Source organism: Pseudomonas sp. GW821-FHT09C10, assembly GCF_059418085.1.
Window position 1 is genome coordinate 85268 of sequence record NZ_JBWKPE010000014.1, and the last position, 24925, is coordinate 110192.

Below are 24925 nucleotides of genomic sequence, written 5' to 3' on the forward strand. Positions count from 1 at the left end.
ACGCTCAGGGCAGGGCGGTAAACAACTCTCGCCGTGCACCTTCGGTAATCGCCACGATGCCGGGGTGCTTGACCTTGCGTTCCACCGAGATCGCGTAGAACGACTCGGTGACGGCATCGGTCTGGCCAATCAACGCCACGCCGTACTGGCGCACTACTTCATCGGCGATCACGCTGGGCGCGATAAAGATCCCGCTGCCGGATTGGCCAAAGGCCTGCATCAAGGCGCTGTCATCGAACTCGCCGATGATCCTGGGTTGGATCTGCTGCTCGGCAAACCAACGTTGCAGGCGGCTGCGCACCACGGTTTCCGCGCCGGGAATCAACAGGGGCGCGCCGTGCAGGCACTGTGGGAAGTCACCGGCGTACCTGTCAGCCAATGCCTGGGTGGCGAAAAAACTGATGCCACATTCCCCCAGTTTCTGGCTGTAGCCCTTAATGTCCAGGTGAGAGGGCATGGGGCTGTCGGAGATCACCAGGTCCAGGCGCTGGATCGCCAGGTCGGCCAGTAAACGCTCCAGTTTGTCTTCCCGGCAGGTAATGCGCAGGGGCTCGCTCAACTCCATGGTCGGCGCGATCAGCCGGTACACGATGGACTTGGGCACCACATCCGCCACACCGACCCGAAACAGGATCTGTTGCTCATTGGGCTGCGCGCGCAGCATCGCCTCCAGTTCATTGCCGGTCTGGAACATCTGTTCGGCATAGGGCAGGGCCTGGCGCCCGGCTTCGGTGAGTTCAAGCTGGCGGCCTACCCGCTGAAACAGCGCAATCCCGTAGGTTTGCTCCAGCAGGCTGATCTGCCCGCTGATGGTCTGGGGCGTGAGGTTCAACTGCTCGCAGGCGCGCACGATGCTGCCGGTCTTGGCCACTACCCAGAAGTAATGCAACTGTCGGTAATTGAGCATGATGATCGTCACTTCGTAAAAACCGAAGTATACGCGAGAAAAATACGAATTTTCCTGAACTGTTTGCCTGCATAGAATGCCTCGCTATCGCGGGGCCACTATTTGGACCCAATGGTTCTAACGAGGAAGACATGATGAAACTCAATTCCCTGGGCGCGGCATCGTTGCTTGCGCTTTCATTGGTGATGATCAGCGGTTGCGATCAGGTCGAAAAAAGCGCGCAACAGGTCATGGGCAAAGCCACCGAGTCGGCCAAGCAAGCCATCGATGACACCCAGAAAGCTGCCGAGCAGGCGTTGAGTGAAGCGACAAACGGCCTGATCAATCCACAAAAAAAGGACGATCAGGAAGAAAACGAGTCTGAATCGAACACCAAAGAAACCTAATCTCCCCAGCACAACGTCAGGACTGACCTATGGATTACCTTTTACAACTGGCCGCCAGCCCTACCGCCTGGATTGCCCTGGCTACCTTGATCGTGATGGAAATCGTGCTGGGCATCGATAACCTGATCTTTATCTCGATCCTCACCAACAAATTGCCCGAGAAGCATCGGGCCAAGGCGCGGCGCATCGGTATCAGCATGGCGCTGGTGTTGCGCCTGGGCCTGTTGAGCACCATTGCGTTTATCGTGCAATTGACCACTCCAGTGTTCGAAGTGCTCGGCCAGGCGTTCTCGTGGAAGGACATGATCCTGATCGCCGGTGGCCTGTTCCTGGTCTGGAAGGCCACCACCGAGATCCATCACAGCATGGACCCTGAGCCCGAAGAGAAGACCAGTACCGGCAATGTCGTGGCCATCGGCTTTGCCGCAGCCATCGGGCAGATCCTGTTGCTTGACCTGGTGTTCTCCATCGACAGCATCATTACCGCCGTGGGCATGACCGAGCACTTGCCGATCATGATCATCGCCGTGGTGACCTCGGTGATCGTGATGCTGGTGGCGGCCGAGCCGTTGGCCAAGTTCATCAACGACAACCCGACCGTGGTGATGCTGGCCCTGGGCTTCCTGATCATGATCGGCATGACGCTGATCGCCGAAGGCTTCGGTGCCCATGTGCCTAAAGGCTACGTCTACGCGGCCATGGCCTTCTCGGCCGCCATCGAGTGCCTGAACATCGCTCGGCGCAACCGTCACAAGCGTCTGCTCGCTGCCCGGCAGTAACGCTGCAACCCCAAAGGCCGGCTGTGCTCACAAGAGCCCAGCCGGCCTTTTGCTGTCTGTTAGAATCCGCCCACTTGATAGCTTGAGGTCCACCATGAACGAGCCGATTCGCCTTACCCAGTACAGCCACGGCGCGGGTTGTGGCTGCAAGATTTCGCCCCAGGTGCTGGAAGTGATCCTGGCGGGCAGCGGCGCGCAGAACCTTGACCCCAACCTGTGGGTGGGCAACGCCTCCCGCGATGACGCGGCGGTGTATGCCATCGACGATGAGCGCGGCGTGGTCTCCACCACCGATTTTTTCATGCCGATTGTCGATGATCCCTTCGATTTCGGCCGCATCGCCGCCACCAATGCCATCAGTGACATCTACGCCATGGGCGGCGACCCGTTGATGGCCATCGCCATTCTTGGCTGGCCGGTGAACGTGCTGGCGCCGGAGATCGCCCGTGAAGTGATCCGTGGTGGCCGCTCGGTGTGCGACGAAGCCGGCATCCCGTTGGCGGGTGGGCACTCCATTGACGCGCCCGAGCCGATCTTCGGCCTGGCCGTCACCGGCATCGTGCAAAAGCGCCATATGAAGCGCAACGACACCGCCACTGTGGGGTGCCGTCTGTATCTGACCAAACCGTTGGGCATCGGCATCCTCACCACCGCCGAAAAGAAGGGCAAGTTGCGTGAGGCGGATATCGGCCTGGCCCGTGACTGGATGTGCACCCTCAACAAACCCGGCAGCCGTTTCGGCAAGCTGGCCGGTGTGACGGCAATGACGGATGTCACCGGTTTCGGTCTGTTGGGCCATTTGGTGGAGATGGCGGACGGCAGCGCTGTGACCGCACGTATCGAATACGACAAAGTCCCACGTCTGCCCGGGATCGAGGACTACCTGGACCAGGGCTGCATGCCGGGTGGCACCTTGCGCAACTTCGACAGCTACTCGAGCAAGGTCGGGCGTCTGCAGGAATTGCACAAACGCGTGCTGTGCGACCCGCAGACCAGCGGCGGCCTGCTGATCGCGGTCACCCCTGAAGGCGACGCCGAGTTCCGCGCGACGGCGGCTGAATTGGGCTTGAGCCTTGAGCCGATCGGCCAATTGGTTGAGCGACAGACCCACGCGGTAGAGGTGGTTTGATGGCAACTGACATCACCGATTACCGCGACATTTTCCTCAACGACCGGCCGATGATGGATACCCGCGCGCCGGTCGAGTTCGCCAAGGGCGCGTTCCCCGGCGTGATCAACCTGCCGTTGATGACCGATGACGAGCGTCAGCGCGTCGGCACCTGCTACAAGCAGCAGGGCCAGCAAGCCGCGATTGTGCTGGGGCATGAGCTGGTATCGGGGGCGATCAAGGCTGAACGCATCGAACAATGGGCACGGTTTGCCCAGGCCAATCCTGATGGTTACTTATATTGCTTCCGGGGCGGGCTGCGTTCGCAGATCGTGCAGCAATGGTTGAAGACCGAAGCCGGCATCGAGTACCCCCGGGTCGGCGGTGGCTACAAGGCCATGCGGACCTTCCTGCTGGATACCCTTGACCAGGCGGCAGCTCAATGTGATTTCGTGTTGCTGGGCGGCATGACCGGCACCGGCAAGACCGAGGTGCTGGGCCAGTTGCGCAACGCCCTGGACCTGGAAGGCCATGCCAACCACCGCGGTTCCAGCTTCGGCAAACGCGCCACGGCGCAACCTTCCACTATCGATTTCGAGAACCGCCTGGCGGTGGACCTGCTGAAAAAACGCGCGGGCGGTATCGAGCAATTCGTGGTGGAGGATGAAAGCCGCATGATCGGCAGCTGTGCGCTGCCGTTGCCGTTGCACAAGGGCATGCAGACCTTTCCGATGGTGTGGCTGGAAGACAGCGTCGAAGGCCGTGTCGAGCGCATCCTGCGCGATTACGTGATTGACCTTTGTGCAGAATTTATCGCGGTGTTTGGTGAACAGGGCCAGGCGTTGTTTGCCGAACGCCTGACCCAGGGCCTGGCCAATATCCACAAGCGCCTGGGCGGCGAGCGTTTCCAGCGGTTGCAGGCGATCATGCAGGATGCCCTGGCTGAACAGCTGCGCAGCGGCGCCGTGGACCTGCATCGCGCCTGGATTGAAGGGCTGTTGCGCGAGTATTACGACCCGATGTACGCCTTCCAGCGTGAAAACAAAGGCGCACGCATCGAGTTTGCGGGAGAGCAGGGCGCCGTCACGGCCTATCTGCGCGAGCGCGCCCTCAGAGGATAAGCGCGCCGATCAACCCGCACACCACGCCCACCAGCATGGTCAGCCCGGCCACCGTCACCAGTACCCGCGCATCGAAATCCTTGCGCAGCATCAACAGCGACGGCAGGCTCACGCTGGGCAGGGTCATCAGCAAGGCCACGGCCGGGCCGGTGCCCATGCCCAGGGTCATCATGGTTTGTACGATGGGGATCTCTGCCGCTGTAGGAATCACAAACAGCGTGCCGACAATCGCCAGGGGCACCAGCCACACCAGGCTGTTGGCCATGGCGCCGTCCACGTGGGGGAACAGCCACACCCGTGCGGCACCGAGCACCAGCACCGCCAGGATATAGATCGGTATGGTGCTCCAGAACAGCTGCCACAGGGTACGCAGCCAGCGACTGAAGAAGGGTTGTGCTTCGACCTGGCTGGCCTCGGCCACCGCGTCCAAGGCAACTTCCGGCACCTGGTCCGGCCGTGCGATGCGTTGTGCCACCAGTGACACGCCGACCACCAGCACAATGCCCGCCACCAGCCGCAAGGCGGTAAAGCCCCAGCCCAGCACAAAGCCCATGAACACCAGCGTGGCCGGGTTCAGCACCGGGTTGGCAATCCAGAAGGCCAGTGCCGCGCCCACCGACACCTGCTGGCGGCGCATACCTGCCGCGACGGGGGCCGCGCAGCAACTGCACATCATCCCCGGCAAGGCGAACAGCCCGCCGCGCAAGGTCGAGCCGAGGCCGGCACGGCCAAACAGGCGCAGTAACCAGTCGCGGGGGATCAGCACTTGCAGCAACGAGCCGAGGATCACCGCCAGTACGGCAGCTTTCCAGATCGCCAGGAAATACACCTGGGCGTAGGCCAGCGCTGCTGCCAATGGCGAGCTTTGTTGATCGTTGAGGATCGAGGCGCCGATGCTGTGGTTGTCAGCGGCAACAAACGCCTTGAAGTAGTAGGGCGACCACTTCACGTAGTAGAGGCCCACGCAGGCCACCAATAGGAAGAGGGCAGGTTTCCACCAGAACGACCAGCCCCGGACGGGCTGGGTGGAGGCGAGGTTGGGCATGGGGGAGGGTCCGCAGATGAGTCAATAGCGGTGCATCATACGCCCTCAGCTATCGGCACTCACCTGTGTTGGCTGCGGGCAGGTTTCTTCACCGTCGTTCAGGCCCTGCTTGTAGTTGCGGCTGAGCAGCGAGGCTTTGCCGTTGTGCCAGGTCAGCGTCAGTACGTACAGCGTGTCGTAGTCGCTGCCGGACCAGTCGTCGGTAATCGTGTGTTTTTCGCCGGAGGCCTCACTGGCCACCTTGTTGATCAACTCCGGCAGGTAGCCGTGGGACCACGCGGTGTAGATGGTGGCATTGTGGTATTTGTCTTCCACCAGTTCGTCGGCCAGGTCGCTGGTGTCGTTGGCCGAGAACTTGATGTTCACCGGCAGGCCCAGCTTGATAGCGCTGGGGCTGATGGTCATCAACGGGCGAATATAGCTGTAGGAATTGTCCAGCTCACCTTCCTCGACATTGCGCGTCGGGTTGGCGGCAAACACGAAATTGGCCTTGCCGAATTTTTCCGGCAGCAGGGTGGCCAGGTTCATTGCTCGGTTCAACCCCTGGCAATTGAGTTGGCCCAGGCCGCCGGCCGGTTTCTCGGCGTGGCGCAGGAACACCAGGGTTTGCACGCCGTCCACCGGTTGGGCACGGCTTTCCCGGGCGTCGAGGGCGGCAACCATGGCGCCGCTCACCAGCAAAAGGGGCAGCAGGATGTAGGCGTAGTGTTTCAGTCGTTGCACAAGGCGCAGAGGCTTGATCGTCATTATGGGTTCGAGTCTTCGTGCGTCACGTTAAGGCGGACAAGCCTGGCCCCAATGACGCCTGGGGCGTCCTGCGGGTGTTCCGTGTCGGTATAGCGAGGTGCCTCCATTCACCGTTTGAGCGCACTTAAGAGTGCACGCGGGCGTATTGGTTCGCCCACGGGGGATAATAGCCCGCTGATGTTGCGCATTGATGACCCATGCAGGACGTGGGACAGATGATTATCATGGGGGCTTTCCGCCAGGGAGTTTCCCGATGAACCCGATCGCCGCGTTCCCGATCAACAGCAAATGGCCCGCCCGGCATCCGGAGCGCCTGCAACTGTACTCGTTGCCCACGCCCAACGGGGTAAAAGTCTCGATCATGCTCGAAGAGCTGGGCCTGCCTTATGAGGCGCACAAGGTCAGTTTCGAGACCCAGGACCAGTTTTCCCCCGAGTTCCTGTCCCTGAATCCCAACAACAAAATCCCCGCGATCATCGACCCCGACGGCCCGGCGGGTCAGCCGTTGGCGCTGTTCGAGTCAGGCGCAATCCTGATCTACCTGGCGGAAAAATCCAGCCAGTTGCTTTCCGAAGATCCGGCGACACGTTATGAAACGATTCAATGGCTGATGTTCCAGATGGGGGGCATCGGTCCGATGTTTGGCCAACTGGGCTTCTTCAATAAGTTCGCCGGCAAGGACTACGAAGACAAGCGCCCCCGCGACCGTTACGCCGCGGAATCCCGTCGCCTGCTGGAGGTGCTGGAAAAGCGCCTGCTCGGCCGCACCTGGATCATGGGCGACGACTACAGCATCGCCGACATCGCCACCTTCCCCTGGATTCGCAACCTGATCGGTTTCTATGAATCGGGCGATCTGGTCGGCATTGCCGACTTCCCTAACGTAGTGCGCGCGCTGGACGGCTTTGTCGCCCGGCCGGCAGTCATCCGTGGCCTGAATATTCCGAGCTGAAGCATGCCGACTTTCGATTTCAAACAACTGGATGTATTCAGCAGCGTGTCGCTCAAGGGCAATCCGCTGGCCGTCGTGCTGGGTGCCGACAGCCTCAGCGACCAACAGATGGCTGACTTCGCCAAATGGACAAACCTCAGTGAAACCACGTTTTTGCTGACACCGCGCGATGCTCGGGCGGACTACCGGGTGAGGATCTTTACCACCTTGCAGGAGCTGCCGTTCGCCGGGCACCCGACGCTGGGCAGTTGCCATGCGTGGCTCAAGGCCGGTGGGGTGCCCCAAGGCGAGGAGATTATCCAGGAGTGTGAAATCGGCCTGGTGCGTATTCGGCGTCAAGGCGATGAACTGGCGTTTATTGCACCGCCGTTGATGCGTGCCGGCGCTGTGGACTCCGCGTTGCTGGAGCGTGTTCGCCTGGGGTTGGGCCTGGCGCCGGGGGCCATTGTGCGCAGCCAGTGGGTTGACAATGGCGCGGGATGGCTCGCGGTGATGTTGGCTGACCGTGATCAGGTCCTGGCCTTGCAGCCGGACTATTCGCAGCTGCTTGGGCTGGCCGTCGGGGTGATTGCTCCTTGCCGCCCGGCTGACGACGTGGACGCGCAGTTTGAGGTGCGTGCCTTTGTCGCAGGCGACGGGGCCCAGGAAGACCCGGCCACCGGCAGCCTGAATGCCGGCGTCGCGCAATGGCTGCTCGGCGAAGGACTCGCGCCGGAGTGCTACGTGGTCAGCCAGGGCACGGCCATGGGGCGTGCGGGGCGTATTCGGGTCGAGCGTCAGGGCGATGAAATCTGGGTCGGTGGCGCTGTCGCGGTGTGCATCGACGGGCGTCTACAGCTCTAGATCAATACATTATTACGGCCCCCGCAATACACTGTTGGCCCCTGGGCATTTGTGCTGCCGGGGCCATGGGGCATAAGCTTTCGCCCCAAAGATTTCCCGCCACTTTTTCAGGACAGCCATGACCAGCCAGTTCCCCCAAGCCCGTCCACGCCGCCTGCGCCGCTCCCCGGAGCTGCGTGGCTTGTTCCAGGAAACCGAGTTCACCCTCAACGACCTGGTGCTGCCGATTTTCGTCGAAGAAGACATCGACGACTTCGTGCCGATCACCAGCATGCCCGGCGTGCAACGCATCCCGGAAAAGAAGCTGGCTGCCGAGATCGAGCGCTATGCCCGTGCCGGTATCAAGTCGGTGATGACCTTCGGCGTGTCCCATCATCTGGACGCCAACGGCAGCGACACCTGGAAGGAACGCGGCCTGGTCTCGCGGATGTCCTCGATCATCAAGGACGCGGTGCCGGACATGATCGTAATGTCCGACACCTGCTTCTGCGAGTACACCGACCACGGCCACTGCGGCGTGATGCACGGTGCCCATGTCGACAACGACGCGACCCTGGTCAATCTCGGCAAACAAGCCGTTGCCGCTGCCCGCGCCGGGGCCGACGTGATCGCCCCCTCGGCCGCCATGGACGGCCAGGTCCAGGCCATCCGCCGTGCGCTGGATGAAGCCGGTTTCACTCACATCCCGATCATGGCCTACTCCACCAAATTCGCCTCGGCCCTCTACGGCCCCTTCCGCGAAGCAGGCGGCAGCGCGCTCAAGGGCGATCGCAAAAGCTACCAGATGAACCCGATGAACCGCCGCGAAGCCGTGCGCGAATCGCTGCTGGACGAACAGGAAGGCGCGGACGCACTGATGGTCAAGCCGGCCGGTGCCTACCTCGACATCATCCGCGACATCCGCGAAGCCTCGCGCCTGCCGGTGGCGGCGTACCAGGTCAGCGGCGAATACGCGATGATCAAGTTCGGCGCCCAGGCGGGAGCGATCGATGAGGATCGGGTTGTGCGGGAAACGTTGGGGTCGATCAAGCGTGCGGGGGCGGATTTGATCTTTACTTACTTTGCTATGGACTTGGCGTTGGCTGGGATCTAAGGGCAACGTAACCCCCCTGGTGAGCGAACACTTGTGGTGAGCGAGCTTGCTCGCGTTGGGCTGCGTAGCAGCCCCATGCCCACGATCTACCTTAAATACTTCATCTGCCTGACTAACTGCATTCTGTGAAGTTTGAATTGTGTGATTGGATGAAGGTGGTGTAATAGCTGGTCTGAATTTTATATATTTTTCCTGGCTTTTGAATAGAAGGCTGCGGAGGATTGAAAGTTTAGGTTGATGTTTCGTTTCAATAATCCGTGCAGGCGGTGATTGGGTTTCCGTCTGTATCTAGTATTGCTGTTGATTTTCTTTATGTTACATATTCAAAATGTGTATTTTTATAGCTCTCTCCGATTGAGTTCCGCTGGTTGAGCATTTTTTTATATGTAATTGATGGCTGTAGAGTAAGTGAATTTATGCTCAGACATTTGTTGGGTGAAGAAGAATGTCAGTTGCTATCACTTCAACAAAGCTGGGCTTGCCGGTGATTGGCTTTTCAATTTCAATCAAAATTACTGAATCGCCGATTTTTAGTATTGAGCAACTTTGGTCTGCATCTTGGATAAGCTCGCCGATAATTTTATGAGCCCCATTCGCAGAAGCGATCTGTGGTGTTTTTACAGATGAGGGCATGATGTTTTGTCCCCATGAAAATATTTCATCAAGTTCTAACTCTACATCCAGAGTTTCACCAGTTTTTAACTTGGTCCCGCTCCATAAAGCTGTGGCATTTCCAAAAGGTGAGTTGAATTTTACTCTCACAGTGCCTTTGTCAGAAAAGATATCAGTTATTTGTATCTTCATTTCACTTCTTCGTCAGGGGAACGCGTACAACAGTATTGTCAACGTTCATGGTGTTGGTTTTTATCTCGAACGTCCATGTCTCCTCATGATAGTGAAGCTTGCTTGGCTTGCTATTCATTTCATGAGCCCCGTAACGAATACTTCTTTTTGTGTCGCTGGAAACAATTCTGTCGCGGTCGGGCTTCCCAGTTCGTGGGTTGGTGTTTGTGTGAGGGCCAGGTCCTAGAAATTCATCCCATTTCTGAATGGTTTCTTCCGGCTTTACAGGTTTATTGGCAAAGGTCTCCTTATGGTAGCCCAGTGTAGGTGGAGAGTTGGAGCTTGTGGGACTGAGTGGGCTGCCTTCATTAACCTGTGCTTTTCCCGCTGGATCTTCAGCACTTGGGTTCGGCTTGCATTTATCCCCGCCTGGACAAGTACTCAGACCTAACGGATCTACCCATCCGGTCGGGTTAGGCACGTACTGGTACGCGTTGATCCCACCCGCCAACTTCACCGGGTCAGGCGTCAGGTAACACCCAATATCCGGATTGTAGTAGCGATGGCGGTTGTAGTGCAGTCCGCTTTCCTGATCGAAGTACTGACCCTGGAAACGCAGCGGGTTGTCGATTGTGCCTTTGTCGAGTCGGCTGATCTGGCCGTAGGCGCGGTAGTGGGCGGACCAGACGATTTCGCCCTCTGGGTCTGTCAGTTCCTGGGGCGTGCCGAGGTGATCGAGTTGGTAGTGGAAGGCTTTGGTGTTTTTTGGGCCGAAGCCCTCCAGCAGTGCCAGCGGACGGAAACTGTCGGGTTCATAGAGATAGCTGCGATGGCGATCCGCATGGTGCTCGGCAATCAGCCTGTCGCCTTGCCAGAAAAACTCCGTGGTGATGCCGTCCACGGTTTTGCTGATACGCCGCCCAAACGGGTCGTAGCGATAGCTCGCGGTTTGGCCGTTGGGCTGGGTAATGCCGATCAGCCGATGCTGGCAGTCGTAGCGGTATTCGGTGACGAGTTGATGGCCTTTGCCGCGCCGCTCGCGGATGAGGTTGCCGAAGGCGTCATAGTCGTAGTGGCGGTCGCCCTGGATCATCAGGCGGTTGCCGGCAACGATGTCGGGGCCGGGGCGGTCTTGCATCAGCAGGGTGCCGGCCGGGGTGTGGCCGAAGCGTTCCTGCAGGTCTTGGGAGTGGTCTGCGCGGGTGAGGCGGCCTAAGGGGTCGTAGTGGTAGTGGTGTTCGCCTTTGCAGGTGTCGAGCAGGCGGGTGAGGTTGCCGGTTTTGTCGTAGTCGTATTGGCGTTGGTAGAGGTGGTCTTGTTGCTGGGTGATTGCGTGAGCGTGCAGGCGGTGTTGGTCGTCGTAGTGGTAGTGGCTGAGGAGTTGGCCTTGTTGGCGCTGGTGTTCCTGGCCTGCCTTGAACAGATGAGAGGTCAGCAGCGTGCCGTTTAATTCGACGGTGGCGAGGTGGCCGCCTTTCGCGTGATTAAAAACCAGCCGGTTGTTATCGGGCAGGCGCAGGTGTTGAAGCTGGCCGCAGGCGTCGTAGCCGTAGCGCAAGGTGCCCCAGCCCTGGTGTTCGGCGGTGAGGCGGTTTTGGCGGTCGTATTCGTAGGCCAGCGCCCAGTGGCCGTCATCGACGCTGAGGAGGTTGCCCTGACGGTCGTAGGCGTAATCGACGGTATTGCCATCAGGCAGGGTTTTTCGTACGAGGCGCCCGGCGTGATCGCGCTCGTAGCGAGTAACCAGCTGACTGCCATCGTCACCGTGTTCGGTCTTTTCCTGCAGGTTGCCGTTGAGGTCGTAGACGTAGGCGGTGCGCTGCCCGTCAAAGCCGATTTCCTGCTGGATCAGGCCGTTGGGATGGTAATCAAGTCGGTAGGTCTCGCCGACCTCTTTTTCGATTTCGGTCAGCAATAACCGCACGTTGTCGTAGCGGTAGTTGACCTGAGTGCCATCAGCGTTGATACGGCGACTGATCAGGTGCAACCCGTCGGCGTATTCGTAGCGGATGACGTGGCCCAGTTCGTCGCGTTCGGCGGTGATTTTTCCGTAGGGGTTGTAGCTGTATTCCCGACATGCACCGCCTGGTAATACGACGCGAACCAACCGACCCACGCTGTCCCACTGATACTGGGTCAGCGCGCCATGCTCATCCTCGCGCGCCACCTGCCGGCCAAGATCGTCATAGCGATAACGCTTGATCCCGCCATTCGGCAGTTGCTCTTCAAGCAACTGTCCGCGCTCATTCCACACCAGCCGCTGACAACTGTGATCCGGGTACCAAACCCCAACCAGTTGCCCGTATTGGTCGTAGCTGTAATCCGTAACATGACCATCGGGATCGATCTTGCGGATGACATCGCCCTGGTCATTGCGCTCGTACTTCCAGACCGCCTCACCACGGCGCATAACCCGTACGAAGCCGTTGTCATGCTCGTAGGACGTTGGTTCATCATCCCCGGGAAACAACGCCACCAAGCGTCCGGCTTCGTCGTACTGATACGCCGTCACCGCCCCCAGCGGATCCTGCTCAACCGTCAGTCGGCCTTTGGCATCGTAGGATTTGAAATGCTGGGCACCGTCCGGATCAATCCGCTGCACCAGCCGCGCCCGGTCGTCATGGACGTACACTTCCTGACTGCCATCGGCGTTATGCAGCGTGACTCGACCGTCGTCCCCCCAGGCATACCGCGTGTCCATCTGGGAAAAACTGGCCCAATGCCGCACACATCGCGCGGCCTTGCCAGCCCGTTCCCACGCCCAGAAGAAACTCGCCCCACCGGCCAAGCCCCGCTCAAGAATGACGTGCTGATCGTCGTAGCGATAAACCTCGCTTTCGCCTACTGCATTGGTCGCCGAAACCAACCGTCCCAGGTCGTCATAGGCGTAGGAAACAACGGTCTGCTCGGTCACCCACTCGAAGGGTTCATGCCCCTTGGCGCGCTGGACCTGATAGTCCACCGCGACGATGTGGCCGAACGCATAGCGCAGGAACAGCGAACGCCCGACACCGTTATCCAGCCGCTCAATCCGCCCCAAATAATCCCGGGAAATCCGCAGCCGGTTGTCATACGCATCGCTGATGGAGACCAACACCCCGTCGCGAAAGTGATAGAACCGTGATGCCTGGGCCAGCACCAGTTCATCCGGCGACGCGCCCAGATAGATCGCGGCTTCGGCCAGGCTATTGGTGATGGCAGGTCGAGCAACAGTCGGCAGTGGAAACTCAATCGAGCGGTTCTCATGGTCCGTCCACACCACCGAATCGCCCGACACCACCAGCCGATGCGCCAGCGAATGACTCCAGCCAAACCCCAACCCGCCATCCACTTCCACCGCACTGGTGCGATACAGCCGGGTCCACTCGAACGGCAAGATCCCATCCAACATGCCATCGGTGAGAGTGAGCAATTCCTCCCCGGTAACCATCGACACGGGGCAGCCGTTGGTGACGGTCTTATCCGAAGGGGCCGCCGCATCCCCGTTCGGGTTTTTCCCCGAAACAGGCACATCATCGACAGGCTCCTGCCTGACCAACACGGTCTTCTGTGTCTTGTTACGAACCGCCGACACCGGGTTCGAAACCACATGCTCCCCAACCTTCAACGGCGCAACCGGCACAGTCTTGATCGCTGTCGCGGGGCCACCGAGCAGCAAAGGCTTCACCGCTTCGACATGCGGCGCCAACCCCGGCTCTACAAGCTGCCTGGCCAGCAACTCCAACAACTCCCGCGCGCGCTTGGATTTGATAGCGCTCAGCACTTGAGCCCCCAGCCGCGCCACCACCCCCATCGCCCCCAATACACGAATCAACAGCAAATTGATCAGGACCTCGCCAGTGATCTCACCCCACAGTTCATTCATCTGCGGCGGTGGCAGCAGGCGCATCCAACTGACCATCGCCGACAGGTAGATAAACAACAGCGGCTCATCGCTGAGCACCAGCAAACTATTGGCAATCGTGTCGCTGCCGAGCTTCAGCAGTTCATCGAGTTCGGCCTGGGAGAGGTAGGCCAACAGCTTTTCGCTGTTGGGCTTGAGGTCCGCCAGCAAATCAGACAGCTGCGTAATGTTGTCCCACAAGGAGAAGAGGGCTTTTCCAAGGCCGCTGAAAAACGCTGCTTCCAGCATTCGGCGCCGATCGAGCGGCTTGGCTTCGGCATAGTCTTTCCACTGATCCTGGAAAGTGCGGGTCCACTCTTCACGCAGGCGCGCCTCCAACCCCACGATCACCGACTGATAAGACCCATACAGCGCCTTGACGTGATCCCTGGAAACGTTGGGGTAGAAACTGATTCGGTACGGCTGGTTGCGATCACACTCGGTGATTTCGAGGAGGCCGCTGGGGCCGATGGTCTTGTGGATCGGCTCGCCCAACGGGCCGCCATTGGGATCGACGCGCTGCAGCATCACCGGCGTGTCGCCGATGGGCACGAAGCGCGTGCTTTGGAACATATGCACCAGCGTCAGGGTGCCATTGGCCGGGCACGTGGCGACGGTGCTGCTGGGGATGATTGAGCGATTGATCGGCGCAACCAGCGCCACCTCATCGCCGACCTTGAAGACCTGCTCGACCTCCAGCGCCGAGAAGCGCCAGAAGCTTTGCGCCCAGTCATCGAACGTATTCAGGCATTCGCGAAAGTCACGGAAGACGCTTTCAACGTCGACCGTCTTCACATCCATCGGGGTCAGGGCCAGCCTGCCGATGGCCGGGTTCAAGAGGCCGCCCCTTCAACCGGGGCTTTAACGAAAACAACCATCTGCAATCCCTCGCACTGTGTATTCAGGCGAGGGACTTTGCAGCGGTTTTCAGGCTGGGGCTGTAGAGCTTATCTTGCCGTTACGTGGGAGCTTTCAGCGGCTATCGTCCCTTTTTGGCGACGTATCAAAAAGCCTTCAGCGCTGCGCGAACGCCAGGTCCAACCTTGGCCGGCGACAAGGCGAATCGTCGAACCCGCGTTAGACTTACCGGTCCATATCCGCAACGCCTGGCCCATCGTCCTCAAGGAAGCCCCATGTCCCCACGCTGCCTGATCCTCTGCCTCACCTCATTGGTGGTGCTGGCCGGCTGTTCCACGTCACGCGGCCCGCAGCAACCAGCGCGCAGCGAAGCCGAGGTGAAGGCCGAGATCGTGCGTTTGCTCCCGGCGAAGGTTCCAGACCGCAACGGCTGGGCCCAGGACATCTACACCGCCTTTGACACTCAAAAGATCTACCCCAGTACCGAGAATATCTGTGCCGTATTGGCGGTGACCGAGCAGGAGTCCACCTATCAGGTCGACCCGCCCGTGCCCAACATGGGCAAGATCGCCCAGGAAGAAATCCTGCGCCGTGCCGCCAAGGTGCATGTGCCCGCTTTTGTGGTGCGCAGCGCCCTGCAACTGCGCTCGCCCTCCGGCAAGTCCTATGCCGACCGCTTGAATGCCGCGCGTACGGAGAAGGACTTGAGTGGCATCTTCGATGATTTCATCAGCATGGTGCCGTTGGGGAATACGCTGTTTGGCGGTTTCAATCCGGTGCACACCGCCGGTCCCATGCAGGTCAGTATCGACTTCGCCCAGAAACAGGCGCGGGGTTATCCCTACACGGTGGATGGCACGATTCGTCGGGAAGTCTTCACCCGGCGCGGCGGCATGTACTTCGGTATCGCCCATTTGCTCGGTTACCCGGTGAGCTATGACCAGCCGCTGTACCGCTTTGCCGACTTCAATGCGGGTTGGTACGCCAGCCGTAATGCGGCGTTCCAGGCGGCGGTCAGCCGCGCGTCGGGCACTGAGTTGGCGCTGGACGGGGATTTGATTCGCTACGGCTCATTGCTGCCAGGCACCACCGAATTGGCGGTGCGCTCATTGGGCGCGAAGCTGGACATGCGCAACCCCAGCATTCGCAGCCAGCTGGAACAGGGCGAACAGCTGGATTTTGAAGACACCACCCTCTACAAACGCGTGTTTGCCCTGGCCGACCAAGCCGCCGGCAAGCCGATGCCCCGTGCGATCCTGCCGGGCATCGTGCTCAAAAGCCCGAAGATCACCCGCAACCTGACCACGGCGTGGTTTGCCAAGCGCGTGGATGAGCGGTACCAGCGCTGTATGAAGCGCTGATCAGCTGCGGCGCCGGACAAATTTGCGCCACAGCCACACCCACAACCACACCACCGGAAACGCCAGGATCACGAACGGCAGCACATAGCTGGCGCGTTCCAGGGCGTCTGCGGTGCCGTCCACCAGGTTAGTGCCCAGGTTGCTGAACATCCGGCTGAAGCGTGACGGTTGGTTGGCGCCGTCGGAAGAGCGGAAGTTGAGGGTGACGCGGTTGGTATCCAGGCGACGCTGCTGGCCGGCGGCAACCTGGGCGAGTTCCTGCAGTTCGTTTTCAATGCCCGCCTGCTCCTTGCTCAGGGCGATCAGGTCGCTGATGCTGATGTCCTTGCGCTTGGCCAGTTCATCGAGGCGCTGTTGCTGGGCTTGCAGGCGATCCTGGCGGCGACGCACATCGGCGACCGCGTCGGCCAGGTCTTCGGCGGTGGTGATGCGCTGGCCGAGTTTGCCGCCTTCAGCGGCCATGGCGACCATCGGTTCGACCCCGGTGGGCGCGATCCGCAGGATGATCTCGCCGCCGTTGCTGTCTTCGGTGATGCCAAGGATATTGCACGCGCCAAACCGCGCCGACTCACAGGCCTCGCGGGTGGCCTGCATGCGCGGCGCGAGTAGGGCGCCGGGCAGGGCCAGGGTCAGTTCGTGCTCATAGGCCAGTTGCGCACCGGCCCGGCCTTGTTCGCCATTGATCACCGTGGCACGGGAGTGGTCCTTGGGTGAACAGCCGACCAGGGCCAGGCCGGCCAACAGGATCAACAAGGGCGTGCGCAGCGATTGAAGGGTGCCGTCCGGATGGCGCATTGCAGTTCCTTGAGATGTGGCGGGACATTGGCGGCGATTAAAGCGGGTCCGGTGAATTAACGCAAAGTATCGTGCAGGATTTGCAGGGCTGATGGTGGTCGCGGAGTGGATTACCGTGCGCCTAAAGAAGAACGCGGTGTATCAGGCACTTTGTAGAGGCTGGTTTTGGGGCTGCTTCGCAGCCCAACGCGGGACAAGCCCGCTCGCCACAACAGCCCTTTCTGCCGGGGGAGGCAGCGTTTAGACAAAGTTGTGTAGATACCTATGCTCATCGGGGACAAGCCCCCACACATTTGGACTGTGTTTGTTCAGGGAAACCGCATAAAGAAAAGGCCTGGCTTTTCGTGGAGCCGGGCCTTTTCCGTGTTGCTCGTTTATCAGCTGCGTTCGAGGGCCAGGGCTACGCCTTGGCCGCCACCGATGCACAGGGTCGCCAGGCCTTTCCTGGCATCGCGCTTGATCATTTCATGCAGCAGGGTGACCAGCACGCGACAGCCTGAGGCGCCGATGGGGTGGCCGATGGCGATGGCGCCGCCGTTGACGTTGACCTTGTCCGCATCCCACTCCAGCTCTTTACCTACCGCCAGGGATTGCGCGGCAAAGGCTTCGTTGGCTTCGATCAGGTCCAGGTCGGCCAGGCTCCAACCGGCTTTGTCCAGGCAGCGGCGGGTGGCTGAGACCGGGCCGATGCCCATGATTGCTGGGTCGACGCCCGCGTTGGCGTAGCTGGCGATACGGGCCAATACCGGCAAGCCGAGGGCCTTGGCCTTGTCGGCACTCATCAGCAGCACCGCAGCGGCGCCGTCATTCAGGCTGGAAGCATTACCGGCGGTGACGCTGCCGTCTTTCTTGAACGCCGGCTTGAGCTTGGCCAGGGACTCGGCGGTGGTACCTGCGCGAGGCTGCTCATCGACGGCGAAGGCAATCGGGTCGCCCTTGCGCTGGGGAATCAGGATCGGCGTGATCTCGTCGACAAAACGCCCGGCCTCGATGGCGGCGGTGGCTTTCTGCTGGGACGCGGCGGCGAAAGCATCCTGGGCTTCACGGCTGATACCGTATTTGTCCACGAGGTTCTCGGCGGTGATGCCCATGTGATAGTCGTTGAACGCATCCCAGAGGCCGTCGGTGATCATGCTGTCGATCATCTTGGCGTGGCCCATGCGCAAGCCCGTGCGCGCAGCAGGCAGTACGTACGGTGCCAGGCTCATGTTCTCCATGCCGCCGGCGATGATGACCTCGGCGTCACCGCAACGGATGGCCTGGGCGCCCAGGTGCAGGGCTTTCAGGCCCGAGCCGCAGACCTTGTTCAGGGTCAGGCTCGGCACGGCGTGGGGCAGTCCGGCGAGGATCGAGGCCTGGCGTGCAGGGTTCTGGCCGGAACCCGCGGTGAGTACCTGGCCGAGGATGACTTCATCCACTTCGGCCGGGTCCAGACCGGTCTGCTCCAGCAGGCGACGGATCACGGCGGCGCCCAGCTCCGGTGCCGGAATGGTGGCCAGTGAACCTTGAAAGCTGCCCACGGCGGTGCGGGTGGCAGCAACAATCACGACGTCTTGCATGGAATCTGTCCTCACTGGAAGTGCATTTCTGGAACGTGGTCCGGGACGATCAGTTTACCGGCGGTCTTGCTCACAATCTCTTCAACGCTGACGCCAGGTGCGCGTTCCTTGAGGACAAAAGCGCCATTTTCGATTTCCAGGTACGCCAGGTCCGTCAGTACGCGCTTGATGCAATTGGCGCCGGTCAGCGGCAGGCTGCATTGGCTGAGCAACTTGGACTCACCGTCCTTGGAGGCGTGGGTCATGATCACGATGATGTTTTCCGCACCGGCCACCAGGTCCATGGCGCCGCCCATGCCCTTGACCAGTTTGCCGGGGATCATCCACGAGGCGATGTTGCCGTGTACGTCCACTTCAAAGGCACCGAGCACGGTGAGGTCGACGTGGCCGCCGCGAATCATCGCGAAGGATTCGGCGGAGGAGAAGATCGAGGCGCCGATGCGCGCCGTCACGGTCTGTTTGCCGGCGTTGATCATGTCGGCATCGATGGTTTCTTCGGTAGGAAACGGGCCCATGCCGAGCAGGCCGTTCTCCGATTGCAGCATGACTTCCATGCCTTCGGGGATGTAGTTGGCCACCAGGGTCGGAATGCCGATGCCCAGGTTGACGTAGAAACCGTCCTGCATTTCGCGGGCGACGCGTTGAGCCATTTGTTCGCGGGTAAGAGCCATTTTAGGAGTCCTTATTGTTCGGGCTGGGAGCGGATTATTTGCGCACGGTGCGCTGTTCGATGCGCTTCTCGAACGTGCCGCAGATGATCCGGTCGACGTAGATGCCAGGGGTGTGGATCTGCGCCGGGTCCAGCTCGCCCGGTTCGACGATTTCCTCGACTTCGACCACGGTGATCTTGCCGGCGGTGGCGGCCAGCGGGTTGAAGTTCTGGGCGGTGTGGCGATAGATGACGTTGCCGAAGTGGTCGGCTTTCCAGCCTTTGACGATGGCGAAGTCGCCGGTGATGGATTCTTCCATCAGGTACGGGCGACCGTTGAATTCGCGGGTTTCCTTGCCTTCGGCCACCGGAGTACCGACGCCGGTGGCGGTGAAGAAGGCGGGGATACCGGCGCCGCCTGCGCGCATTTTTTCCGCCAGGGTGCCTTGGGGGGTGAGGACCACCTCGATTTCGCCGCTGAGCAATTGTTTCTCGAACAGGGCGTTCTCACCGACGTAGGAAGCGATCACCTTGCTGATCTGCTTTTCTTCCAGCAGCACGCCCAGGCCAAAGCCGTCGACGCCGCAGTTATTGGAAACCACGGTGAGGTCACGGGTGCCTTTGCGCTTGATCTCATTGATGAGGTTTTCCGGAATGCCGCACAGGCCGAAACCACCGGAGAGCACGGTCATGCCGTCTTCCAGGCCTGCCAGTGCTTCCTCGTAGGACGCCACGCGCTTATCGAAACCTGCCATATGCACCTCTTTTATTGTTTGTGGGCCAGCCAATGAATCGAGTGTTGCGCCGGCGGATTGATTTGTTAAGTTGTTTTTTAAGGTTGATTGATTTAGAAAACAGCATAGTCGACCCGCCGCCCGGAGTAGCGCCATGACCGTTAAACAGATGCGTGCCTTTCTGGCCGTGGCCCAAAGCCTGAGTTTTGCCGCCGCCTGCGAGCGCCTGCACCTCTCTCAATCGGCGTTGAGCCTGACCATCAAAGGCTTGGAGGAAGGGCTGGGCGGGCGCTTGTTCAGCCGCAATACGCGCAACGTGGCGCTCACGCCCGAGGGCGAATCCCTGCTGCCCCTGGCCCGTCGGCTGATGGCCGATTGGGACAATGCCGAGGACGAGCTGCGTCAGCTGTTCACCCTGCAACGCGGGCGGGTGACCGTGGCGGCGATGCCGTCGTTTGCCGGCAACCTGCTGCCGCCGATCCTGAAGATATTCCGCGCCCGTTACCCCCAGGTGAACGTGACGGTGCATGACTTGATCAACGAGCAAGTGCTGGAGATGGTTCGCGACCGCCATGTGGAACTGGGCGTCGCGTTTGAACCCTCGGAAGGCTCGTCGCTGGCCTTTACGCCGTTGTACCTGGACCGCTTCATTGCGGTGGTGCCCGGTGATTCACTGCTGGCACAGTGTGCCGAGGTCGACTGGAAAACCTTGCTGGAGCATCCGTTTATCACGTTGCAGCGGCCTTCCACGGTGCGGGTGATGCTGGAGGAGCACCTGGGGGCCTTGAAGATGAAGTTGCCGGTGGCCTTGGAAAGCCATCAATTGGCAACCGTGGGCAAGATGGTCGCCAGCGGCCTGGGTGTCAGCGCCGTACCGGCCTTGTGTGCGCAGCAGATGCAGGAGGCGGGGGCGCATTGCATCACCTTGACCGATCCGGTGATCGAGCGGCCGATTGGCGTGCTGACCAAGCCTGGGCATGAACTGTCAGCGGCGGCGCAGGTGTTGTTTGATATTTTTCGGGATGAGGCGGGGAAGGGCAGGTTTCCGGCGGTGTTATAAAACAGGTATTAAAAAGCCCGCTCGAATAAACCAGCGGGCTTAAATTTAAAGGTGCGCTGTTATCAGCAGTATCTATCAATCACTTTAACTTGCGATTGGCCTTTGAGGTTCTGCCATTCGGTATTAAGTGTGTGGAATACTTGCTCGATAAAGTTGCGATCGGCCGCGGCCTTCTTGCCGACATAACCCTGGCCACGGCGGTACATCTTCAGGCGCGCCGCCAGTTCACGGTTATTGCGGTCGAACTCGGCTTCTTCGGTGTGGGGCGCCAGGCAGTCGATTTGCACTTCGCCCGATTTGCCAATCCACAGGATATGGTCGTCGAGTGTGTCTTTCTGCGCTGCGAACATCTCAGCCAATTCATCGATAGTTGGTTGGTTGTTCAGATTCATGTGTAAGCCCCTTGACCAGTTGGCGATCTATCAGTTGATTCCGTTAAAACTGCTTAGTTGTCTCCGGCTTGGAAAACCGGGCGTCAGTGACGGTCTGCCGAATACGGGCAGGGTCTTGAACCTGATGCATGTAGTCTTGCTGATGAACTGCTACGCAATGGTTTCATAACGAAGACAAGCCGCATTTGAGCGCCTTGTACCGATCCTTACGGGTCGGTCAGCTTCATCAATCTGCCTTGTGGGCAGTGCACATCCGGAAAAAACAGCTCGGCGGTCAGACGAGCTTGTTCAAAACGCTTGTTACCAACGCTCCCGATCCGGGAGACGTCTAGATCATGCAAGGACAAAAAGGCTACGTCAACGATTATGTAGTGATTATTTTTGATCACTACATAATTCGTCGTGGCTATGGGGAGATACGGCAAATGCGTGACTTGAGCGTCATTTTTTGCGCTGGACGGTCGCTATGGCTGAGAAGGGGTTGACTGCAGGCGGTCTGCCAACAAGGGCAGAAGCTGTTCGCACGAGGTTTCGATCTTTACCTGCAACAACTCATCACCCCGGGTCTTGCCCAGGTTGATGGCGATCACCGGTTTGCCCTGTTCGACCATTGCCTTGCACAGGCGAAATGCGGAGTAAGCCATCAGCGATGAACCCACCACCAGCAGCCCCTCGGCATGCGCTACCGCCGCCATCGCCCTGGCTGCCGTCGCCGGTGCGACGTTCTCGCCAAAAAACACCACGTCCGGTTTCAGTCGCTCCCCCTGACAATGGGGGCAGCGGGGGACCTGGAAGCGCTCTTCAAACGCGGGATCAAGCAGGGTGTCACCATCAGGCGCCTGTACCGCATGGACTTGCGCCAGGTATGGGTTATCGATTTCCATCTGGCGCTGGATCAGGTCGCGGGTGCTGTGCAACTGGCAATCCAGGCACAGCACTCGGTGCAGGCTGCCGTGCAATTCAATCACGTCATGGCTGCCGGCCTGGTCATGCAAGGTGTCGACGTTTTGCGTGATCAGGCCGCTGATGTGCCGGCGTTGTTGCAAGGTCGCCAGTGCCCGGTGAGCGTTGTTCGGCTGGGCGATACGTACCCTCGGCCACCCCAGCATCGCCCGTGCCCAATAGCGCCGCCGCGCCTGGGCTGTGGCGAGGAACTCCTGGTACATCATCGGCGCCTTGCCCCGGCGCACGCCTTCGCTGTCGCGGTAGTCGGGGATGCCCGACGAGGTGCTGATGCCCGCACCGGTCAATACCAGGAAGCGCCGTCCGGCCATGGCGCGGTGCAGGGTGTCGAGGTGGTCCTGTTGATGTTCCAGGGTATCGAGCATGGGGTCCCCTATTCGCCGCGGATGTACTGCTCCAACTGCTTGATCAGGTCTGCCTGTTCGGCGATGGCTTCCTTGACCAGGTCGCCGATGGAGAGCAGGCCCAGCAGTTTGCCGTCTTCGACCACCGGCAGGTGGCGCAGGTGACTGTCGGTCATGATGTTCATGCACGCCTCGACACTTTTATGGGTATCGACGGTGATCACCGGCGAGCTCATGACCTCATGGACCTTTGTAGTGACCGACGACAGGCCCTTGAGCATGATTTTGCGTGCGTAATCGCGTTCGCTGATGATCCCTACCACCGTGCCTTCCTTGACCACCGGCAAGGCGCCGACGTTTTTCTCCGACATCCGCACCAGCGCCTCAAACACAGTGTGGTCCCATTGGATGGTGTGGACGTCCTGGTTTTTCTGGTCCTTGGCTTTGAGCAATTGTGCGACGGTTTTCATGGCGGCCACTCCGGTGTTGTTGTTATCCCCTACAGAATCCTAGACGGCCCGCGTCGGGGCAAGGTCCAATGCGGCGTTAAACCCGTCGAAAAACGTCATTCGCCGGTTTTTTTCGCCTTTCACCCGGTTTTTTTCGGTTTCCTGGCGCGCTCTGGGCCAGTGGCGGTCTTGCGAGGGGCCGCCTTGCGCTTCTTTTTCCACGGCGCAGCACCTCGGCCTGCCGGGCTGGCCGGCCCGGTGATGGTCATGCGCATGCCGTTGCAACGCGCCACTTGCTTGCTCATCCACGCCGCCTGCTTGGCGACGAACTCTTCCAGGCTCATCTCGCCGCTTTGCACCATGTCCAGCGCCTGCTCCCAGATCGCGGTGGTGCCGGGGTCGGCAATGGCACGGGGCACCGCGTCGATCAGGCTGAAGGCTGCCGGGGTGGCCGACAGCGCCTTGCCGTTCTTCACCAGGTAACCCCGGTCGAGCAACCCCTGGATAATCCCCGCACGGGTGGCTTCGGTGCCGATGCCGGTGGTGTCCTTGAGCTTTTGCTTGAGCAGCGGGTCTTCCACCAGCTTGGCGACGTTTTTCATCGCCTTGATCAGGTCGCCCTCGGTGAAGGGCTTGGGTGGTTGGGTCCACAGGTCCTTGAGGTTGACCTTGGCCACGGCGTAATCCTGGCCCTGCACCAGTGTCGGCAAGGCCTGGGGTGCCGGTGCTTCACGGCCCTTTGCCGGGGCCAGGGCTTCGGGCAAGGCACGTTTCCAGCCCGGCTCGATCACCACTTTGCCCACTGCACGCAACGCCTGGCCCGCACAGTCGAAATCCGCCTGGGTGCGATCGTATTCATGGTTGGGCAGGAACTGCGCCAGGTAACGCGCGCGAATCAAGGTGTAGACCGCACGGTGCTTGCCGTTGAGTTGGCCGACGTCCTTGCCGGCGCCGGTGGGAATGATGCCGTGGTGCGCGCTGACCTTGGCATCGTTCCAGGCCCGTGAGCGGCGTTGGGGATCGATATGGGGCATCAGCTCATGGACTGCCGCATCCCCACGGCCCAATGCGGCGAGAATCTTCGGCGCCTCGCTGTGCTGGCTCAATGGCAGGTAACCACAGTCACTGCGGGGGTAGGTGATGACCTTGTGGGTTTCGTAGAGGGATTGGGCGATATCCAGGGTTTCCTGGGCGCCGAGGCCGAGTTTCTTCGAGCAGATCTCCTGCAGGGTGCCGAGGTCGAAGGGCAGGGGCGCCACCTCGCGCATGCGTTCGGTGCGCAGCTTGATCAGGCGTGCGCCGGCGGCGTTGCTCATGGCGTCGGCAGCGTCCCGGGCCAATTGCGGGTTAAGGCAGCGGCCCTGGTCGTCACAGGCATCCTCGGTCGCGCGCCATTGTGCGGTAAACGTCATGGATTGGTGGCGCAGGTCCACATCGATGGCCCAGTACGCCACGGGCACGAAGTCGGCGATGCTGCGGTCGCGGTCCACCACCAGGCGCAAGGTCGGTGTTTGCACCCTGCCCACCGGCAGCACGCCCTGATAGCCGGATTGACGCCCCAGCAAGGTAAACAGGCGACTCATGTTCATGCCGATCAGCCAGTCGGCGCGGGAGCGGCCCAGGGCCGAGTGGTACAGGCTGAAGGTTTCGGCGCCGGGCTTGAGCGCCGCCAGGGCCTTGCGGATGGAGGCATCGTCCAGCGCCGACAGCCATAGCCGCTGGATCGGCCCGCGATAGCGGCAATGCTCGACCAGTTCGCGGGCGATCATTTCGCCTTCACGGTCGGCGTCGGTGGCGATCACCAGTTCCTGGGCTTCCCCCAGCAGGCGCTTGACGGCCTTGAACTGGCTGGCGGTCTTGGGCTTGACCAGCATCTTCCATTTTTCCGGGACGATCGGCAGGTCGGCCAGTACCCAGCGTTTGTATTTGGCGTCGTAGGCGTCGGGCGGGGCGGTTTCCAGCAGGTGGCCGATGCACCAGGTGACGGTGGCCCCATTGCCCAACCAGCAACCGTCGCCGCGGCGACTGGCGCCGAGCACCGCCGCAATATCCTTGGCCTGGGAGGGTTTTTCACAGAGGTACAGCCGCATGGTCAGCCCATTCGTTACACAGTT

22 protein-coding genes are annotated in these 24925 nt (G+C 60.4%); 9 read left to right on the top strand and 13 right to left on the bottom strand.

Annotated features, from left to right (window positions below):
• Positions 1-4: 4 nt before the first annotated feature.
• Positions 5-907 carry a transcriptional activator NhaR gene (nhaR, locus tag AC07OT_RS23915; protein ID WP_141157237.1) on the bottom strand — a complete coding sequence of 301 codons (903 nt, stop codon included), beginning with the start codon at positions 905-907 and terminating at the stop codon, positions 5-7.
• Between the two features lie 134 nt (positions 908-1041).
• On the opposite strand from nhaR, the gene AC07OT_RS23920 reads away from it, so the two are divergent.
• The 4 genes from AC07OT_RS23920 (at position 1042) to mnmH (ending at position 4301) form a co-directional block, all read left to right on the top strand.
• Entirely contained in the window at positions 1042-1293 is a 252-nt protein-coding gene (locus AC07OT_RS23920; protein ID WP_027603160.1) for a hypothetical protein, read from the top strand.
• A gap of 29 nt (positions 1294-1322) precedes the next feature.
• The gene (locus AC07OT_RS23925; RefSeq protein ID WP_065926954.1) at positions 1323-2072 is read left to right on the top strand and encodes a TerC family protein; all 750 of its coding nucleotides are present in this window, start codon (positions 1323-1325) and stop codon (positions 2070-2072) included.
• 94 nt (positions 2073-2166) lie between these two features.
• Entirely contained in the window at positions 2167-3201 is a 1035-nt protein-coding gene (selD, locus tag AC07OT_RS23930) for a selenide, water dikinase SelD (protein WP_027603162.1), read from the top strand.
• Positions 3201-4301: a tRNA 2-selenouridine(34) synthase MnmH gene (gene mnmH, locus AC07OT_RS23935; protein WP_495102280.1), complete on the top strand. Its 1101-nt coding sequence runs from the start codon at positions 3201-3203 to the stop codon at positions 4299-4301. The genes selD and mnmH overlap by 1 nt, the downstream gene beginning before the upstream one ends.
• On the opposite strand, the gene AC07OT_RS23940 is transcribed toward mnmH, so the two are convergent.
• Positions 4291-5346 carry a permease gene (locus AC07OT_RS23940; RefSeq protein WP_027603164.1) on the bottom strand — a complete coding sequence of 352 codons (1056 nt, stop codon included), beginning with the start codon at positions 5344-5346 and terminating at the stop codon, positions 4291-4293. The genes mnmH and AC07OT_RS23940 overlap by 11 nt on opposite strands.
• Before the next feature lie 45 nt (positions 5347-5391).
• Positions 5392-6093: a histidine phosphatase family protein gene (locus AC07OT_RS23945; protein WP_065939354.1), complete on the bottom strand. Its 702-nt coding sequence runs from the start codon at positions 6091-6093 to the stop codon at positions 5392-5394.
• 253 nt (positions 6094-6346) lie between these two features.
• Between AC07OT_RS23945 and AC07OT_RS23950 the strand changes: the two genes are divergently transcribed.
• The 3 genes from AC07OT_RS23950 to hemB all read left to right on the top strand — a co-directional run bounded on the left by AC07OT_RS23950 (position 6347) and on the right by hemB (position 8981).
• On the top strand, positions 6347-7045 hold the full coding sequence (locus AC07OT_RS23950; protein ID WP_495109204.1) for a glutathione S-transferase N-terminal domain-containing protein: 699 nt from the start codon (positions 6347-6349) through the stop codon (positions 7043-7045).
• Positions 7046-7048: 3 nt separating this feature from the next.
• A complete protein-coding gene (locus tag AC07OT_RS23955; protein WP_495109205.1) occupies positions 7049-7888 on the top strand; it encodes a PhzF family phenazine biosynthesis protein in 840 nt (279 codons plus the stop codon).
• Positions 7889-8006: 118 nt separating this feature from the next.
• A complete protein-coding gene (hemB, locus tag AC07OT_RS23960) occupies positions 8007-8981 on the top strand; it encodes a porphobilinogen synthase (RefSeq protein ID WP_027603168.1) in 975 nt (324 codons plus the stop codon).
• 420 nt (positions 8982-9401) lie between these two features.
• On the opposite strand, the gene AC07OT_RS23965 is transcribed toward hemB, so the two are convergent.
• Both AC07OT_RS23965 and AC07OT_RS23970 read right to left on the bottom strand, forming a co-directional pair.
• Entirely contained in the window at positions 9402-9785 is a 384-nt protein-coding gene (locus AC07OT_RS23965; RefSeq protein WP_495109206.1) for a hypothetical protein, read from the bottom strand.
• Position 9786: 1 nt separating this feature from the next.
• Complete coding sequence (locus AC07OT_RS23970; protein WP_495109253.1) at positions 9787-14448, bottom strand: RHS repeat-associated core domain-containing protein; 4662 nt, start codon at positions 14446-14448, stop codon at positions 9787-9789.
• Between the two features lie 332 nt (positions 14449-14780).
• Here AC07OT_RS23970 and AC07OT_RS23975 point away from each other — a divergent pair, with 332 nt between their 5' ends.
• Positions 14781-15866, top strand: a complete 1086-nt coding sequence (locus tag AC07OT_RS23975) for a DUF1615 domain-containing protein (RefSeq protein ID WP_495109207.1) — start codon at positions 14781-14783, stop codon at positions 15864-15866.
• Here the strand turns inward: AC07OT_RS23975 and AC07OT_RS23980 are convergent, their stop codons facing one another.
• The 4 genes from AC07OT_RS23980 to AC07OT_RS23995 form a co-directional block, all read right to left on the bottom strand.
• Entirely contained in the window at positions 15867-16661 is a 795-nt protein-coding gene (locus AC07OT_RS23980; protein ID WP_495109208.1) for a DUF4349 domain-containing protein, read from the bottom strand. It abuts the gene before it with no gap.
• Positions 16662-17038: 377 nt separating this feature from the next.
• Positions 17039-18220: an acetyl-CoA C-acetyltransferase gene (locus tag AC07OT_RS23985; protein WP_141157243.1), complete on the bottom strand. Its 1182-nt coding sequence runs from the start codon at positions 18218-18220 to the stop codon at positions 17039-17041.
• 11 nt (positions 18221-18231) lie between these two features.
• A complete protein-coding gene (locus AC07OT_RS23990) occupies positions 18232-18891 on the bottom strand; it encodes a CoA transferase subunit B (RefSeq protein WP_032886654.1) in 660 nt (219 codons plus the stop codon).
• A 34-nt stretch (positions 18892-18925) separates the two neighbouring features.
• The gene (locus tag AC07OT_RS23995; RefSeq protein ID WP_032886653.1) at positions 18926-19624 is read right to left on the bottom strand and encodes a CoA transferase subunit A; all 699 of its coding nucleotides are present in this window, start codon (positions 19622-19624) and stop codon (positions 18926-18928) included.
• Positions 19625-19757: 133 nt separating this feature from the next.
• On the opposite strand from AC07OT_RS23995, the gene AC07OT_RS24000 reads away from it, so the two are divergent.
• Positions 19758-20663: a LysR family transcriptional regulator gene (locus tag AC07OT_RS24000; RefSeq protein ID WP_027603175.1), complete on the top strand. Its 906-nt coding sequence runs from the start codon at positions 19758-19760 to the stop codon at positions 20661-20663.
• A gap of 62 nt (positions 20664-20725) precedes the next feature.
• Here AC07OT_RS24000 and AC07OT_RS24005 read toward each other — a convergent pair whose 3' ends face one another.
• The 4 genes from AC07OT_RS24005 to AC07OT_RS24020 form a co-directional block, all read right to left on the bottom strand.
• The gene (locus AC07OT_RS24005) at positions 20726-21055 is read right to left on the bottom strand and encodes a hypothetical protein (RefSeq protein WP_025854475.1); all 330 of its coding nucleotides are present in this window, start codon (positions 21053-21055) and stop codon (positions 20726-20728) included.
• Positions 21056-21519: 464 nt separating this feature from the next.
• Positions 21520-22383, bottom strand: coding sequence for an NAD-dependent protein deacetylase (locus AC07OT_RS24010; RefSeq protein WP_495109209.1), 864 nt, complete (start codon positions 22381-22383; stop codon positions 21520-21522).
• An 8-nt stretch (positions 22384-22391) separates the two neighbouring features.
• Positions 22392-22832 carry a CBS domain-containing protein gene (locus AC07OT_RS24015; protein ID WP_027603177.1) on the bottom strand — a complete coding sequence of 147 codons (441 nt, stop codon included), beginning with the start codon at positions 22830-22832 and terminating at the stop codon, positions 22392-22394.
• Positions 22833-22951: 119 nt separating this feature from the next.
• A complete protein-coding gene (locus tag AC07OT_RS24020; protein WP_495109210.1) occupies positions 22952-24901 on the bottom strand; it encodes a DNA topoisomerase III in 1950 nt (649 codons plus the stop codon).
• Between the last annotated feature and the right edge of the window lie 24 nt (positions 24902-24925).